The sequence below is a fragment of the Kangiella sediminilitoris genome (genome assembly GCF_001708405.1).
GTDB classification, from domain to species: domain Bacteria; phylum Pseudomonadota; class Gammaproteobacteria; order Enterobacterales; family Kangiellaceae; genus Kangiella; species Kangiella sediminilitoris.
Genome location: NZ_CP012418.1, coordinates 2,402,815 through 2,419,794 on the forward strand (window position 1 = coordinate 2,402,815; position 16,980 = coordinate 2,419,794).

General features: G+C 43.4%; 15 protein-coding genes. 9 read left to right on the top strand and 6 right to left on the bottom strand.

What is annotated here, in order from left to right; genetic code table 11:
• Positions 1-111 precede the first annotated feature (111 nt).
• Complete coding sequence (locus tag KS2013_RS11335) at positions 112-999, top strand: ATP-grasp domain-containing protein (protein ID WP_068993967.1); 888 nt, start codon at positions 112-114, stop codon at positions 997-999.
• Positions 1,000-1,035: 36 nt separating this feature from the next.
• Positions 1,036-2,049 carry a TraB/GumN family protein gene (locus KS2013_RS11340; RefSeq protein ID WP_068993970.1) on the top strand — a complete coding sequence of 338 codons (1,014 nt, stop codon included), beginning with the start codon at positions 1,036-1,038 and terminating at the stop codon, positions 2,047-2,049.
• A 54-nt stretch (positions 2,050-2,103) separates the two neighbouring features.
• On the opposite strand, the gene gorA is transcribed toward KS2013_RS11340, so the two are convergent.
• Positions 2,104-3,459, bottom strand: a complete 1,356-nt coding sequence (gene gorA, locus KS2013_RS11345; RefSeq protein WP_068993973.1) for a glutathione-disulfide reductase — start codon at positions 3,457-3,459, stop codon at positions 2,104-2,106.
• Positions 3,460-3,555: 96 nt separating this feature from the next.
• Here gorA and KS2013_RS11350 point away from each other — a divergent pair, with 96 nt between their 5' ends.
• From KS2013_RS11350 to KS2013_RS11370, 5 genes are read left to right on the top strand one after another with little or no spacing between them, the layout of a single operon-like run.
• A complete protein-coding gene (locus KS2013_RS11350) occupies positions 3,556-4,617 on the top strand; it encodes a CDP-glycerol glycerophosphotransferase family protein (protein WP_068993976.1) in 1,062 nt (353 codons plus the stop codon).
• Between the two features lie 2 nt (positions 4,618-4,619).
• The gene (locus KS2013_RS11355; protein ID WP_068993980.1) at positions 4,620-5,024 is read left to right on the top strand and encodes an adenylyltransferase/cytidyltransferase family protein; all 405 of its coding nucleotides are present in this window, start codon (positions 4,620-4,622) and stop codon (positions 5,022-5,024) included.
• 4 nt (positions 5,025-5,028) lie between these two features.
• On the top strand, positions 5,029-5,784 hold the full coding sequence (locus KS2013_RS11360; RefSeq protein ID WP_068994566.1) for a glycosyltransferase family 2 protein: 756 nt from the start codon (positions 5,029-5,031) through the stop codon (positions 5,782-5,784).
• Between the two features lie 9 nt (positions 5,785-5,793).
• Positions 5,794-7,839 (top strand): oligopeptidase A, encoded by a 2,046-nt coding sequence (prlC, locus tag KS2013_RS11365; RefSeq protein ID WP_068993983.1) that lies wholly within the window; start codon positions 5,794-5,796, stop codon positions 7,837-7,839.
• Positions 7,840-9,384 carry an FGGY-family carbohydrate kinase gene (locus tag KS2013_RS11370; protein ID WP_068993986.1) on the top strand — a complete coding sequence of 515 codons (1,545 nt, stop codon included), beginning with the start codon at positions 7,840-7,842 and terminating at the stop codon, positions 9,382-9,384.
• A gap of 96 nt (positions 9,385-9,480) precedes the next feature.
• Here KS2013_RS11370 and KS2013_RS11375 read toward each other — a convergent pair whose 3' ends face one another.
• From KS2013_RS11375 to KS2013_RS11385, 3 genes are read right to left on the bottom strand one after another with little or no spacing between them, the layout of a single operon-like run.
• On the bottom strand, positions 9,481-10,101 hold the full coding sequence (locus tag KS2013_RS11375; protein ID WP_068993989.1) for a TetR/AcrR family transcriptional regulator: 621 nt from the start codon (positions 10,099-10,101) through the stop codon (positions 9,481-9,483).
• The gene (locus KS2013_RS11380) at positions 10,101-10,913 is read right to left on the bottom strand and encodes an outer membrane lipoprotein-sorting protein (RefSeq protein ID WP_068993994.1); all 813 of its coding nucleotides are present in this window, start codon (positions 10,911-10,913) and stop codon (positions 10,101-10,103) included. Before KS2013_RS11380 ends, KS2013_RS11375 begins: the two co-directional genes overlap by 1 nt.
• A gap of 25 nt (positions 10,914-10,938) precedes the next feature.
• Positions 10,939-13,473, bottom strand: a complete 2,535-nt coding sequence (locus tag KS2013_RS11385; RefSeq protein ID WP_083217843.1) for an efflux RND transporter permease subunit — start codon at positions 13,471-13,473, stop codon at positions 10,939-10,941.
• 559 nt (positions 13,474-14,032) lie between these two features.
• Here KS2013_RS11385 and KS2013_RS11390 point away from each other — a divergent pair.
• Positions 14,033-14,596, top strand: a complete 564-nt coding sequence (locus tag KS2013_RS11390) for a DUF1415 domain-containing protein (protein ID WP_068993997.1) — start codon at positions 14,033-14,035, stop codon at positions 14,594-14,596.
• A gap of 3 nt (positions 14,597-14,599) precedes the next feature.
• Here KS2013_RS11390 and KS2013_RS11395 read toward each other — a convergent pair whose 3' ends face one another.
• Together KS2013_RS11395 and KS2013_RS11400 are read right to left on the bottom strand one after the other, a co-directional pair.
• The gene (locus KS2013_RS11395; RefSeq protein WP_068994000.1) at positions 14,600-15,226 is read right to left on the bottom strand and encodes a uracil-DNA glycosylase family protein; all 627 of its coding nucleotides are present in this window, start codon (positions 15,224-15,226) and stop codon (positions 14,600-14,602) included.
• Entirely contained in the window at positions 15,223-16,056 is an 834-nt protein-coding gene (locus KS2013_RS11400) for an RluA family pseudouridine synthase (RefSeq protein ID WP_068994003.1), read from the bottom strand. The genes KS2013_RS11395 and KS2013_RS11400 overlap by 4 nt, the downstream gene beginning before the upstream one ends.
• A 39-nt stretch (positions 16,057-16,095) precedes the next feature.
• On the opposite strand from KS2013_RS11400, the gene KS2013_RS11405 reads away from it, so the two are divergent.
• Entirely contained in the window at positions 16,096-16,875 is a 780-nt protein-coding gene (locus KS2013_RS11405; protein WP_068994005.1) for a class I SAM-dependent methyltransferase, read from the top strand.
• The last annotated feature ends 105 nt before the right edge of the window (positions 16,876-16,980 follow it).

Consider the following 16,980-nt stretch of genomic DNA (forward strand, 5'->3'; position numbering starts at 1 on the left):
TTGATTTGTTTCACTTTTTTCCTTCAAGACTGAGGATATTTGGCCTGAGCTGGTGTAAGCTATAATTATCACTGAGGCTATACTTAGATAGCATAAATTGAGGTTGAGTCCATGAATATAGCCATTGCCAGTTGTCAGAATTTACCGGACTGGGAAAAAGACGATATACCATTCTTTAATGAACTGGATGAACTCGGTGTTTCATATCAGATTCTTGCCTGGGACAGCGATACAGACTGGTCACAGTTTGACGCCTGTCTACTTCGCACCACCTGGGATTATCAAGAACGTATCGATGAATTCATGCAATGGATTAAGTCTGTCAGTACACAGACTCGATTGATTAACTCCAGAGCCATCGTTGAGTGGAACAGCCATAAAAGCTATTTGAAAGAGCTGGAACATGCAGGGATTAGAATTACACCTTCGGAATGGCTTCAGCAAGGCCAGTCCTACGACGTCAAAGCATTAATGGACAAGCATGGCTGGCAAAAAGGATTCCTCAAACCACTTGTCGGAGCCAATGCTCGCGAGTGTCTACGCTTCTCGATCCGTTCAGAATTTGAACTTGAGTTAGCACAAAAACACATTGATAAACTTTGCCCCGTAGAAGATCTCGTTTTACAGCCCTATCTTTCCAGTGTTGAAACGTTCGGGGAGACTTCTGGTATATTCTTTGGTGGCAAATACAGTCACGGCACCCGTAAAGTTCCGGTGAAAGGTGATTTCCGAGTACAGGATGATTATGGAGCCAGTGACTATGTGTACCACTTGACCGACGATGAACTGGAACAGGCTCACAAAGCTATCCAATACATCACCGAAAAAGCGGGGCCACCACTATATGCTCGAGTGGACTTCCTTCACCATAAAGGGGGACCGGTATTCGTTAATGAACTTGAGCTGATTGAACCTTCGTTATTCTTTCGCCATGGAGGCCGCGAAAGTTGTAAAAAGTTTGCACAGGAACTTGTAAATACACTACAAAAGACCCATTAGTTTAAAATAACGCATTAAATACATTGGAGAATATTAATGAACAAGATTTTAGGGATTGTCTTAGCTGGGTTAATTGGAATGATAGGATGCAGCAATGAGCCCACCAATAATAAAGACCTTGATGTTAGCAAGGCTACAAAAAGCGTTGAGACAAAACAGTCAGACGAAAACCAACATAACAGTAAACCAGATGTTAAGTCAGAGATAACCGATGAGAGTGTCAACACAGATTACACGCCGGCTCTATGGAAAATAGAACATAACGGAACGACTTCCTACCTGTTCGGTTCTATTCACATGGGAGAGGCTGATATGTACCCTCTTCCAGATGCTGTCAACAAGGCCTTTTCTGCTTCAGATTCTATCGCGGTAGAAATCGATCTTTCCAGCATCAATCAAGCAGAGCTTGCACAAACTATTCAAAGCATTGCCATTGATCCCGAAAACCCGTTAAACACCGTGTTAAAGGAAGAAACCCTGGCTGAATACGAGGAGTACTGTGAAGAGACGAAAAGTCCCTGCCAGATGTTTAATTCCTTCGAGCCATGGTTTGCGGGCATGACGCTGGAAGCACTAAGCATGCAACAGTCCGGTTATAGCGAACAGTATGGTATCGATAATTACTTCCTTGGCCAGGCTAAAGACAAAAATAAAAACATCATTGAACTCGAATCCATTGATTTTCAGTTATCTCTTTTTGATCAGATGCCACTAGAGCTTCAGGACATGTTTCTCTACAGTGTGGTTACCAAAGAAGGTAATGATACTGACGAGCTGGTATCAGCCTGGAAGCAAGGTAATGTGGAAGAATTCATAGCTAACAGTTACGAAGATGCTAAGCAAAAAGGAATGGATGAGGAAGCCTATGAGCAATTTATGGATGCTTTGCTTTATCAGCGTAACCGTGGCATGGCGGATGGCATCGCTGAACAGATTGAGCAAGGTAAGGCCTTATTCGCAGTCGTAGGCGCCGCTCATTATGGTGGAGACAAAAGCGTAAACCACTATCTTGAGGAAAAAGGATATAAGGTAGAGCGTGTAGATTACTAAGATATTCTTAAAAAAAGCCCGGTTACTTACCGGGCTTTTTTATTACTGTCAAAATCAACGCATGGTGACAAATTCTTCTGCAGAGGTTGGATGAATCGCCACAGTATTGTCAAAATCAGCTTTTCTCGCCCCCATTTTCACCGCAACAGCAAAGCCCTGCAGCATTTCGTCTACGCCAAAACCAATTCCATGGAGCCCAACAATGCGCTCTTCCGGCCCTGCACAGACAAGTTTCATCTTAGCGGGCTCTCGATGCTGCGTGAGTGCCGAGTACATCGATGTAAAGGAGGAATTATAGACCTTGATATTATCCTCACCGTAGGTTTCCTTCGCCTTCTCTTCGGTCATGCCAACTGTACCGATGGGTGGGTGACTGAATACCACAGTCGGAACGTTGGTATAGTCCAGGTGCTCCTTATCTTTGCCATTGAACAGACGTTCCGCCAATCGTCGACCTGCCTGAATAGCGACAGGAGTTAGCGCCAGTCTTCCGGTATTATCACCTATAGCATAAATCCCTTTAGCCGTCGTATTTTGGTATTTATCAGTCTTGATAAAGCCATCTGCGTCTTTAGTCACATTGGTTTTATCAAGATTCAGGCTGTCAGTAGCCGGAGCACGACCCACCGCCCAAATCAAAGTTTCTACAGGGCCTATGACATCACCATTTTCCAATTCCAGTTCCAACTGACCATCATCCAATTTTTTAACCGACCGAGGAACGCTATGCGTATGTAATTTCACACCGTTGTGATTCATCACCTCGACCAGACTGTCAGACAATAAGTCATCAAAATCACGTAGTGGTTTATGCTTACGTACAGCCAGACAGGTCTCCGTACCCAGCGCATTAAGCACGCCGGCGATCTCTACGGCAATATAGCCAGCCCCTACAACCACAGCCGATTTAGGCTGTTGCTTAAGTGCAAAAAAACCATCCGAATCGATGCCATGCTCTGCTCCTGGCACATCAGGGATAATGGGATAACCACCAGTAGCGATAACAATATGATCTGCTGTATAACGCTCTCCATCGACCTCAAGTTCGTGCTTACCCACAAACTTGGCATGTCCATGAATGACATCGACGTTATTATTACCAAGATTTCGTTCATAGCTTTTGTGGATACGTGAAATATAGGCTTCACGACTTTCAACCAGCTTGCCCCAGTCAAAGTCCACATTAGAAGCATTAAACCCGTAATCAGGAGCGTATTTAAATGCCTCGGCCACCTGAGCGCCGTACCACATTGCTTTCTTCGGTACACAGCCAACGTTGACACAGGTGCCGCCTAATGCCTTGCTCTCAATGATTGCAGCTTTAGCGCCATGCATGGAAGCACGATTAGCGGAAGCAATACCTCCGCTGCCTCCACCAATAGCGATAAAATCATAGTGTTTAACAGTCATAGTTATTTCATGGCCTTTCTGGTTATAATGAACGGATTATAAACACATCAAGCGCTTATTTATAATAAGTGCTAAAAGAATTTAAAGTAGTCCGTTGTGAAAATATTTTTTGATGTAGCTTATTTATACTATTTACCTCACTTCGAACCCGTAATTAATGCTCTTCTCGACAATCCAGAGAGTAGCATAACTGTGGTTTTCAGTTCTGAGCCACCCAGTGAAATATCAGACTCACTTCATAGTAAGAATGTTACAACGGAAGTCGTTGATTCTGAACAGAGGCTAGACTATTACCGCAAGCATAATCCCGACTGGGTGATTTTCGGTCACGCTACGGAAATTGCTGAAGAACTCAACCAATTCTGCAAAACAGCGCTGATACTGCATGGTCTTGGTCCCAAATCCACCTATTACAATGCCTCCGGTGGAGACATACTGTATCGCTTTGTCGAATCAGAAAGTCGTCAGCAAAAACTCCAGAGCCTATACCCTGATAAACATTTTATACTCACGGGTTACACAAAATTAGATCCTATTATTAATGATCCATCCATAGCAATGGATTTAGCTGCTCTGGGTTTAGATCCTAAAAAACCAACTCTGCTGTATTCTCCAACTTTTTATCCCAGTACTATTGAGAACTTTCCCAAGGACTGGCCTGCAGAGTTTTCAGATTATAATATTCTACTGAAGCCACACTATCTGTCTTTAATAAAGTCCGCTTATAAAAATCAGCGAGCTCTAATAAAACACTGGGAAACTTTCGATAACGTTTATCTAGCCAAAGAGAGCGAACAAAACCTGGTTCCATTTATGGCCACCGCCGATCTTATGATCAGTGAAACCTCTTCCGCCCTTTTTGAGTTCATTGCTCTGGATAAACCCGTCGTGATATGTCACTTCTTGAAATTACGTTGGGGCTATCGAGGTCTCTTAAAATTCCGTCTTAATAAACGTTTATCGGATGACTATCAATTGTTCCAGTCCATGGGCGCTAATATAGACCATTATCGTGAACTAAAATCTGCGGTAGAATCAAATCTTCAGGATCACTCACTATATAAACAGGCACGCCAGGAAATCACCCAGCAGGTTGTTGGAACAATTGACGGGCAAAGCTCTCAGCGAGTGGCACAATTTATTTTAAATCAGGACTAAACATGAGAGTCATTACTTTCGGTACCTTTGATGTATTTCATGTCGGACACGTCAATATTTTAGAGCGGGCCAGAGCTTGCGGTACAGAACTGTATGTAGGTGTTTCATCTGATAAACTTAATTTCTCTAAAAAAGACCGATATCCAATATACTCAGAGGCTGACCGAATGCGCATCATAAGCGCCTTGTCCTGTGTCGATTTTGTTTTCCTAGAAGAGTCATTGGAACTTAAAAGGGATTACATTCAACAGTACGAGGCCGACCTCTTAGTTATGGGGGATGACTGGCAGGGTAAATTTGATGAATTATCGGATATATGCCAGGTTAAATATTTGCCTCGTACTCCTTCTATATCTACTACCGAAATAATCGAAGTTGTTCGTCACAAAGCTCCCGGTCATGACTAATCATATGAGTACTATTCCTGTCAGCGTATTTATAATTGCCCAAGATGAAGAGCAGCATATCGGTCGTTTATTGGATAGCTGTCAGATGTTTGATGAGATAATTGTGGTTGATAGCGGCAGCAAAGATAATACACAGTCTATTGCTGAGAGTAAGGGTGCAAAAGTTGTCCATCATGACTGGCAGGGTTACGCTCGACAAAAGCACTTCGCAATGGGTTTGTGCCAACATGAGTGGGTTCTAAACCTCGATGCGGACGAAGAGCTAACCGATGAATTCGTTAATGAGGTACAAAGCTTCATTGCCGGAAATCATGACTGTGTAGCGCTCAAATGCCGACGCAACGATCTTTTTATTGGTCGATTTTTCTCCCGGTTTACGCGTCTCCCAACCAACACCCGACTTTTTTTAAAAGCCCATGCCAAGTACCGCTTAGAAGATAAAGTACACGAAGGGCCTGATTTTGAAAAAAAGATCGGCTATACCAATGTCTATTTTAAGCATTATGGTTATTCCAACATAGCCGAGCTAACAGACAAATATAATAAATACTCCTCACTCAAAGCCGAAGAAAAGTTTCACAAGGGTAAGCGCCCGTCGGTTCTTAAATTAATTCTTATTTATCCGTTAGAGTTTATTCGAAATTATTTAGTATACCGCTACTGTTTCTCGGGACTCAGAGGCTTTATTTTTTCACATTTGTCCGCATATTATGCTTTATTGAAAGAAGCAAAACTCTTTGAATTCAGCAAAACATCCTAGAAGGTATTTATGTCGAATCCTCTTTTAAATCTAACTACATTGCCTCCCTTTAAAAAGATAGAGCCATCACATATGGTTCCGGCAATTGAAACCATCATCAACGATAGTCGCAAAGCCATTAATGAATTGACAGATGCACAGGATAAAGACTCAATCACCTGGGAAAGCTTTGTAAAACCTCTTGAAGATATTAACGACCGTCTGGATCGTGCCTGGTCTCCTATTAGCCACCTCAATGCTGTTGCCAACTCTGATGAAATCCGTGAAGCCTACAACCGTTGTTTACCGTTATTATCTGACTACGGAACAGAAATGGGTCAGCACCAGGGATTATATCAAGCGGTTAAGGCCCTCAATGATCGTGCTGAAGAGCTCAATCTGGATAAGGTACAACGCAAAATACTTAAGGATGATTTGAGAGATTTTAAACTGTCAGGTGTTGCCCTTGATGCAGAAAAGCAAAAGCGATACGGCGAAATACAAAAACGTCTGTCGGAACTAACCTCTAAATTTGAGCAGAATCTGCTGGATGCCACGATGGCCTGGCACAAAGATTTTGACTCAGCTGACGCACTTGATGGCTTGCCCGAATCAGCTATTGCAGCAGCTAAACAAACTGCTGAAGCAAGCGATGTAGACGGTTATCGTATCACGCTGGACTTCCCGTCATACCTGCCCGTTATGATGCATGCCAATGACCGTGAATTAAGGAAGGAAGTATACACCGCTTTTTCCACTCGAGCTTCTGACCAGGGCCCTCAGGCGGGTCAGTTTGATAACAGCGAACTCATGCCAGAAATTTTAACTTTACGTCACGAGCTTGCCAAGCTTTTAGCTTATCCACATTATGGCGAGCTATCGCTGGCGACCAAGATGGCGAAATCCACTGATGAAGTACTGGCTTTCTTGACTGACCTGGCAGAGAAATCAAAACCTCAGGCTGAAAATGATCTGAAAGAGCTTACGCAATATGCAAAAGATAAGCATGGCATAAGCGAATTAAAGGCTTGGGATTTGGCTTACTACAGTGAAAAGCTTAAGAATGAAAAGTACAACATCTCACAAGAAGAGTTACGTCCCTGGTTCCCAGAAAATCAAGTTATCAAAGGGATGTTCGAAATAACTGGCACCTTGTTTGATATAAAATTTCAGGAGAGAGACGATGTAGACACGTGGCATCCTGATGTACGTTTCTTTGATATCTACAGTAAGGATGATGAGTACATTGCCAGCTTCTATCTGGATCTATACGCTCGCCGTCATAAACGGGGCGGTGCCTGGATGGCTGACTCTGTCGGCCGCCGCGAAACATCGGCAGGCATTCAAAAACCTGTTGCTTTCCTGACCTGTAACTTTAATGGTCCGGTAGGTAATAAACCCGCTCTTTTCACCCACGACGAAGTGACTACCCTCTTCCACGAGTTTGGTCATGGTCTGCATCATATGCTGACCCAGATTAATTACGCCTCTGTGGCTGGCATTTCTGGAGTGCCGTGGGATGCTGTTGAGTTACCGAGCCAGTTTTTAGAGAACTTCTGTTGGGAAGAAGAGGGTCTGGCCAAAATTGCTAAACACTATGAAACCGGAGAGCCTCTGCCCACAGAAAAGTTAGAAAGGCTCCTGGCAGCCAAGAATTTTCAATCTGCGATGCAGATGATGCGTCAGTTAGAGTTTTCTATTTTTGATTTTAGAATTCATAGTGAGTTTGATCCCGAAAATCCTGATCAAATCCAATCAACTTTAGACAATGTTCGCCAGCAGGTTGCGGTTATTCACCCTCCTGAATTTAACCGTTTCCAACACAGCTTTGGACATATCTTTGCTGGTGGTTACGCAGCGGGTTATTACAGTTATAAATGGGCTGAAGTTCTCTCAGCTGACGCTTTCTCGCGTTTTGAAGAAGAAGGTATCTTCAATCCCCAGACAGGTAACGACTTTTTAGTTAACATCCTGCAGAAAGGTGGGTCAGAGGAACCGGATGAACTGTTTAAGGCCTTCCGTGGGAGAGAACCTTCTACCGAAGCTCTGCTTCGCCACTCAGGAATAGGAAAGTAAGTGTCAAAAACCACTATCCTGGCTATTGATAATGGTACGCAAAGCCTGCGTGCCATTATTTTTGATCTAGAGGGTCGTATCCTCGCTAAAAGCCAGATCCCTATAAACAATTACCTTTCTGAAAAACCGGGATGGTATGAACAGCACCCTCAGTTTTTTTGGGATACCCTTTGCCTTGCCTGCAAACGATTGAAAGAAAGTTCACCTCAGGCTTTCAATGCCATCAAGGCCGTCGCTGTCACCACCTTACGTAATACCGTTGTTAATCTCGATTCTGAAGGCGAACCCCTTCGCCCCGCTATTATCTGGACAGATCAACGTAAACTGAAGAATATCACTCCACTTGAGGGGTACTGGAAATACTTATTTAAAATTGCTGGACTCGAATCGACGTTACACAATTTCCAGTCCAGTTGTCAGGCTGCCTGGATTGCTCATCACCAGCCCGACATCTGGGCTAAAACCGATAAGTATCTGCTGTTGTCTGGCTATTTGAACTACAAATTAACCTCCCAGTTTAAGGACTCTACTGCCAGTCAGGTAAGTTATATTCCTTTCGACTATAAACGCCACCAATGGGCAAAATCCTCAGACTGGAAGTGGCAAATAGCGCCTTTAAAGCCCGATCAGTTGCCTGAACTGGTAAAACCCGGCGATACAATTGGCTATATCACTGGACGGGCTGCACAGGCTACAGGGCTTGAACCAGGCCTTCCAGTAATCGCTGCAGGCTCCGATAAAGCTTCCGAAGTTTTGGGCTCAGGCTGTATTGATGATCACCAAGCCTGTCTAAGCTTTGGTACCACAGCTACCATTAACGTTACCAGCCAAAAGTACCGCGAGCCCATTCGATTTATTCCGCCCTACCCATCCTCAATAACCAACGCCTATACGCTTGAATTCCAAATTCATCGCGGTTACTGGATGGTGAGCTGGTTTAAAGAAGAGTTTGCTCAAATTGAGCAGCAATTGTCCGATAAGCTTGGCGTTTCCGCAGAGCAAATCCTAGAAGAATCTGTTTCTGATATTCCTCCGGGCTCTGACGGATTGATCCTTCAACCTTACTGGTCACCTGGCGTCAAAGTTCCTGGCCCAGAGGCTCGAGGGGCTATTATTGGTTTCAAGGATACTCACACAAAGGCGCATGTGTACCATGCAATCCTGGAAGGCATTGCCTATAGTCTACGGGAAGGTATGGAAACCATTCAGAAACGCACTAAGCACAAAGTTGAACATCTTTATGTGTCTGGTGGGGGCTCACAAAGTGACGCCAGCATGCAACTTACTGCTGATATTTTTAACCTGCCAGCGACACGCCCACATACTTACGAAACATCAGCCCTGGGTGCAGCAATAAACGCAGCGGTAGGGGTTAACTTATATCCCGATTACCCTGCAGCTGTAAAAGCTATGTGCCGCGAGGGTAAAACATTTTATCCTAACCCTGATAACGTTGCCGAGTACGAACAGCTTTATTCGAAGATTTATAAACGAATGTATAAAAGGCTTAAGCCTCTTTATAAAGCTTTACTTTTAAAATCCTAATCTTATTCTTCTAGACACTTTAGCTACTTTCTATTTTCTAAAAGAATCCATAATTTAAAACAACCATATCAGGCATGTACTCTACCTATTTATTGGTTATGGCCTTAAGCTTTCCAGGTAATCCTGCAGACAAGCTCCGGCCTCATAAAAGGCATTATCATTCATATAGCATTTACATTGACCAATGATGCCTTCCATTGCTGCGATAAGAAAGCGCGCTACATTATTTGGCTTTACGCTGTCTTTCACAAAACCATTATCGATGCCTCTTTGTAATGTTTTAGCTAAAGCCTGATGCCATTCTTGCCAAATATCAGCAATACGCGTTCTGAAAGTTTCATCCAGTGGCGACATCTCTTGAGTCAAATTATTTAATGGGCAGCCTGTGTGTAATTCATTGGCACTAATTTCGTCGCGAGCATCTTCGAGCATTCTGATTAAGTCATCAATCGGCTGCTTCATGCTCAATAGCGGGACAATCCACCGCTGCTCTATCCAAGGCTTTAAAACCTCGTCAATCACTGCATGACCTAGCTCTTTCTTACTTTTGAAGTGGTGATAAAAAGCACCTTTAGTTAATGATGTTTTTTTCAGCACACCATCAACGCGTAACCCCTGATAACCTTTGAGGAGTATCTCCTCAAAGGCCACCTGAAGAATTTTACCTCGGGTAGCGTCAGCATCTCTGACGCTTTCTTTAATTGCTTCTGCGGACATTATCTTGCTCGTTTCAAACTACTTTTATTGAAGTCACTTTCTTCCAGTCCTGTATTAAATTCATAATCCGACCACTTAACGATGGTGCTTTTCCCTGTTTGATGATTCTGCATGACCTGTCTATGGCCTCGCCAGTATTTATCCAGGTATAACTTAAAGTCAGAAACATCCATGGTTTTCAGGGCATCGCCCTTAGTATCAAAAAACTCAATCCGATGTACGCGGAAGTGCTCTTGGTCCACCCAGGTTATCGTCTTGCTATAGCCTGAGTTCTCATACGTTGGATACGATTCCACCACATACATTTTTTCACCATCAAGCTCGTCTTCACGTAAAAATTTATAGTCATACTTTTCTACTTCAAACGATGACAGATCTTCATACGCGAATTCACTGCCCATCCAGGGACCTGACTTGTTGGATGATGAAATACGTTTTACTCGTTTTAAGGCTGGTAAAAACAACCATTGGTCATCATTACCTTCAATATGTGAGTAAGTTAAGAATGCCGTTCCTTCGACATCACGTGGTTCATCAAAAATACTTAAACTTTTATCACCATCGCCTTCTACTTCAAGGCTTTTTACGCGTACCTTACGGTCAGTTTCGTTCCCGCCTTTGTCACGTAATATCATGGTCATTTTCGCTTCGCTGTCGCCCCATCCTGTATTACGGGCTTTCATCTCTTCAGCAATGGCGAGCCCCTTCTCCTGAGGAGTGACAGCGTCTGTGATTTGCGGATTTACAATCTGATCCGCTTGTGACGTCAACGACGCTACTAATAAGCTTGCTATCAATAATACTTGCTTCATCAATATCTCCTAATTTATTGATTGATTAATTCTGTTCAACTTGTTTCTTTTTTGGCTCAATCAGCATCAGTAACGGCGGTAGTAACAAGAAGTCGATAATTAAAGCTACCGCTAGAGTGATTGCAGTTAAAATACCCATGTGGCTGTTCATCACATAATGTGACATGCCCAGCACGAGGAAGCCTAATACCAGCACAATGGTGGTTACAGTCAGCGCCATGCCCACTGTCTGGAAGGCATATTTTACAGCTGCATGCGAATCCAGCCCTTTCTCTCTTCTGGCTCGTAGATACTTACTTAAAAAGTGTACCGTATCGTCTACCACAATACCTAATGTCATACCGGTCACGACTGACAATCCCATGCCTACTTGACCCTGGAATATTGCCCATATACCGAATGCTACCGCCATGGGGATAATGTTAGGAATTAGGCTTAATAATCCCAATTTCAACGAACGTAGTGCGAAGATCAGCAACAATGAAATTAACACCAATGCCCAGGCGGTACCCGTCAACATAGAGTAAATATTATTCTGGCCGACATGAGCAAACATGACCGCTGGACTCGATCCCTGTATCGTATAGTTCGGAGCATTGTTATCGAACCATTCTGCAAATTTATCCTCCAGCGCCAGTAGCTCTACACTTGATAGATTTTTTAGTGCCAGCTGAACTCGTGTACCGGACTTGTCACTGCTGACCTGATTGTTCAGATCCATGCCTTTAGGCAATGACATTTCATACATCAGGGTAAACTGAGCCGTTAACTCACGGATACGTGTATCCAGCTCCCCTTCTGCCTCGGGATCCTTTAACACCTCATTACACTCTTCACGCAAACTTTGCTTTGGAAGCGCGTAGCACCCTTCATTGTCTCCATTCATGCTTTTATTCAGACGTTTCATCACATCGGTATAACTTTGAACATGAATAACTTCTGGCTGTTCCTCGGCGAACCTCACAAAGTCCTGTAGCGTAGACATAAACTCTGGCTCATGTATACCGCTATCCTTCTCCGTCTGAATACTATAGAACATGGTATAAAGGCCCGTTAGATTCTCAGCTGTATAGTCAGAGTCCACACGGAAGTCGATGGTTTTATCGAAGTATTTAACAAATTCATCGTTGAGTTCATTCTTCGGCAAGAAGGCTATGATGCCAATACAAAGTACCGTCATGACGGGTAATAACATCTTCCTTTTTGCAACGACAAAGTCAGCGAACTGATCCATTTTCTCATGTTTTGCTGAGCGCCCCTTTGGAATTTTCGTTGGCAACAAAAGGATAAATGCGGGTAAGAATGTCACAGAAAAAATAAAGGCAAATGTCACACCAATGGCCACGACATTACCTAGATCCTGTAATGGCGGTACATCACTGAAGTTCATCGTCAAAAAACCGATTACCGTGGTCACACTAGTCAGAAAAATTGGCATCATATTGATACGTAAACTTTCTACCATTGCATCATTCTTATTCAAACCCTGCCTAAGGTTCTGCATATAGGTGACAAGCAAGTGAACAGAGTCTGCGACTGCCATTGTCGCTACGACGGTAGGTACCGAGAACACGGGGGCCGTCAAGAAGATACCGAGCCACCCTTCTACGCCCATCGCGCCCATGATCGAGAATATGATGATCAATACGCTCCCGATAGTACCGCTGATACTTCTAATCATGAAGAATAACGCCAAAGGAATGACAAGCAGTAACATGATGGGCGTTAACGTTTTCATATCATTCAAACCGGTTTCGGCGAATGCAGTGTTCATCATCACAACACCCGTTAAACGAACCTCTATATTAGGATTACGCTTTTCTACTTCGGCTTGAAGGTTACGTACATAATTAGCGACTGTTTGACCCGCCGATAAAATTTCAGCCTTTTTCTCATCCCGCTCTTTTCCTTCTAACCCCTCCAGATCTTTATCATCGGGAAGTTGTACCGTGATATTCACTGCAGACACAGTACCCTCGGGATTAATCATTCGATTAACAACCTGAGGTTCATTTAGTACGATTTGCTCCAACCGTTCAAGTTGTTTCTTTGACATATTATCAATCATGTCAGGTGTCACAGCTTCATGCTCGCAGGTACTATCGAAATCGGCCGACTTTGATGGGACGCACAATAAAGCCCCTACCAGCATATAATCCTCATCTTCAGGTGTAACCCAGGTATGCTGATAGTTAGTGACTGAATCTACCCTGGTTGAATATGGAGTTTGCCAAGCTTCTTCGGTTAACCACTGTATGGTTTTTAAGGTTTCTTTATCGAAAACCTTGCCTTCCTTAGGGGTCAGCACCATCATGGCATTGTCGGCTTTGTTGTAGGTGTCTTGAATATGATCAAACGCCACTAGCTGTGGGTTATCTTCTTTAAAGAATACTCTGTAGTCTGGCTTAATTTCTAAAAATCGCGCGCCGTATACTGCCACTGCCAGCAATAGTAAAGACGCTATGATAACGAGCCATCTATTGTTTGTGATAAAGCGACCAAATTTCACTGTCGCGTTATTATTATTTATGTGAGAGTTGTTCGATTGCTTTTCAGACATATTCCTTCCTGTTGACAATCAATAAAGTACAGCCGAGGAAAACGGCCATAGCTGTGAAAAAGTGCTGCCATTTAATAACAAACCAACTAGTCTGTCAATAACTCAATAGACACTTTATAGTAGAAACTATTTTCAGGGAACTACGAAAATACGGATATCATTGCGACTCGATTAGAGTCAAAAAATACCATAATAAACAATGTGTTAAGAACTAAACTCGCCGCTTCGATAGAGTCCCAACCCTGTCACAGGCTTATTAAGAATAAGATCTTCAGAGTCATTGCTTGACGTCACGACCTGGTTTCACGCGAGGGGATATCGGGAGTTCTTTAGGCACTTAACCACACTTTACAGTAGATTAATTTCCTCTTGCTCCAGCCCGTAAACCGGTTATTCTGACAGAACTACTGTTTTTCCTGTAAAGCCATTCCAACGACTATTGTTTCAGATTCATATTTGGCTAACGCGACCGACTCAATGGTTTCTTCTCTTCTGACTTGTCAGCCTTGTGACAACGTAATACTCTATCACCTCATTATTACGCTTGATTGACAGCCCTATGACATCCACCATTCCAGTTCAGAAAGTCGTTGCCAGCACTCAATATTGGTTATCGCATACCGTGATCGAGCATAACTTCTGCCCTTTTGCGCGTCGCGAATTCGTTAAAAAATCTATTAAATATCACGTATCTTCGGCTAACGGTATTGAAAATGCACTTTACGAGCTTGCAGATGCCTTGCAGCTGCTTGATCGGGATTCCACAATAGAAACCACGCTCATCGTGTATCCATCAAGTTTTGATACATTTGATGACTATCTGGATCTTGTGGAGTTTTCTACTCAGCTACTGGATCGTCTGAAGTATAGTGGAACCTATCAAATTGCCACCTTTCACCCCGACTACTGCTTTGAGGGTTTAAAACCTGATGATCCAGCGAACTATACCAATCGTTCGCCTTATCCTATGATTCACCTACTTAGAGAAGCCAGTCTAGAAAGGGCACTCGAACATTACGATGATCCGGGATCCATTCCTGACAATAATATCCAAATAGCAAGAGAAAAGGGCATCGCTCACTTCGAGCGGATTTTACAACAGGCCAAAAAAGCCAGCCCCTGAAAGTCAGTTTTCCAAGGCTGTTTGTACAGCCAGACGAAGTTCCGGTAGCAGTTCACCCTGAAACCATGGATTTTTTTTCAACCATAGGTTATTGCGTGGACTAGGGTGGGGCAGGGGGAAGTAAGTTACCGTTTTTTCGACCCCGTTACCTAGATTTTGATAACAATTAATGTCAATTTGATGGTATTTCCTCCATTCTTTCACTACCGGGGTTATGGCCTGCGACCGTTTAATTCCAAGATGCCATTGGAGGGCGTATTTCCCAATGACCACCACCAACTCCAGTTCTTTCAACTCTTTTAATAACTTATGTTGCCAGGTTTTTGCACATTCAGGGCGAGGAGGTAGATCGCCTGACTGTCCCTTTCCAGGATAGCAAAACCCCATGGGCAATATGGCAAATTGCTCAGGCTTATAAAATGAATCCTGATCAACACCCAGCCAATGCCTGAGACGTACGCCACTTGCGTCATCAAAGGGTCTTCCTCGTCGATGGGTGATCCGTCCTGGCGCTTGTCCCGCTATTAGAATTCTGGCCTTTGAGTTAAACTGAAAAATTGGCTTTGGCCCAAGAGGCAAATCCTCACATAAGGTACAACCTTTTACTTGTTTGACTAGATCGGCAGTCATGAAACCAGGCTGTAGTAGCGGTTTTCACCGGAAATGGGGCATTTAAACATCAATTTAGCTGCTTTTAACTGCAAATCAATATCGCCCTCGGTTGCGTTACCATACAGCCTATCACCAATAATCGGACAGCCAATCCCCGATAAATGTTTTCTAATCTGATGTTTTCTCCCGGTTTCAATACTCACTTCCAGCAAGCTTTCATCCTTCTCAACCGTTAGTTCTTTAATGTGGCTTTTCGCGGGCTTACCGTCAATTGCCTCACTGACTGTCATTTCAGGCTCTGGTAGTCTTCCTTTAATTCGAGCGATATATATTTTCTCGACTTCCCTTTTGGCAAAAAGGTGTGACAAAGCAGCTGCAGCTTTCTTGTTATGAGCAACAATCATCAGTCCGCTTGCAGCCCGGTCTAATCGATGCACAATATAACTTTGACGATTATAGTCAAAGTACTTTTCTACTAAACGCCCTATGGAACAGTGATCGCCCCATTTAGAGCCCTGAGCCCATACGCCATAGGGCTTATCCCACACTGAATAATCGCCTTCGTCTGCTACTAGTTTTGGCTCCGTCACTTTTTCAGCCAAAATATCCGGGTTATAGTAAAGATACAGTTGATCGCCTTCGCGTAATTTACTGTTCTTACGACGCACCGGCCTGGCGGAACCTTTCTTATTTTTACTTTGGGATAACCAGACAGCCCCTTTTGTCATCGCTTCTTTTATCTTCTGCTTTGACAAACCACTCTCATCAGCTAATAATTCAAGCGGATTTTGTTCAGAAGAGGTTACACCAACCTGTACCTCTAAACTGGAATCATTAGTTTCTATCATATTGATATCATTACTCTTTTATTAAAGAAGGAAACATCAGTGACTCAATCGTTCGCATTTTATTCATCACCGGATTCTCCGAATTCTCCCAGTTTACTCAGCGAGCTACCGACTGTCACTGACTCTGTTGAATTAGATAACTATAGTGGCTTTTTCTCATACCAGATTGTTCACGAAGATCCTTGCCTTACATTTTCAGCAATGCTCGACGGAAAGCTTTCTTCTTTTCATCTTGACTTCACGCAGGGTAAAGTTGCCTACCGACGCCAACATGGGGGAGGGCGTAAACAACACATTGCTAAAGCCTGTGGCCTCAAACACAACTGGACTCCTAACATTATAGACGCTACCGCTGGACTGGGAAGAGATGCTGCAGAACTGCGCAGCCTGGGTTGCTCAATGCGTTTAATAGAACGCTCGCCTTTTGTCGCCAGTTTACTCGAGGATGCCATAAACCGCGCAGCTGAAGCCAATCCCGAATTATTCGGTTCCAATTTTGAGTTATTCCAAGGCCAGTCGCTAGAACTGATTCGTCGGCTTAGTCAGGAGCAGCAGCCGGATATTATCTACCTAGACCCTATGTTTCCGCCGCGCAACAAAAGTGCTGCGGTAAAAAAAGAAATGCGTTTGGTGAAATTACTCGTCGGAAATGATCCTGACGCAGATGAACTTTTACCCATAGCCCTAGACAATGCAAAATATCGAGTTGTTGTAAAACGACCAAGTTATGCGCCTTATCTCAATGAAATGAAACCCTCCATGAGTATCGAATCTAAAGGCAATCGTTTTGATGTGTATGTGCTGAAAGGAATCAACTAACCCTTCGCTAGACTGCCATGAATTTTTACAACTCATAAATTTAAATCCAGTTTAAGGTATTATTGACTCATAACCTGAAGGCTTATAAACGAACTTTTAACCTCT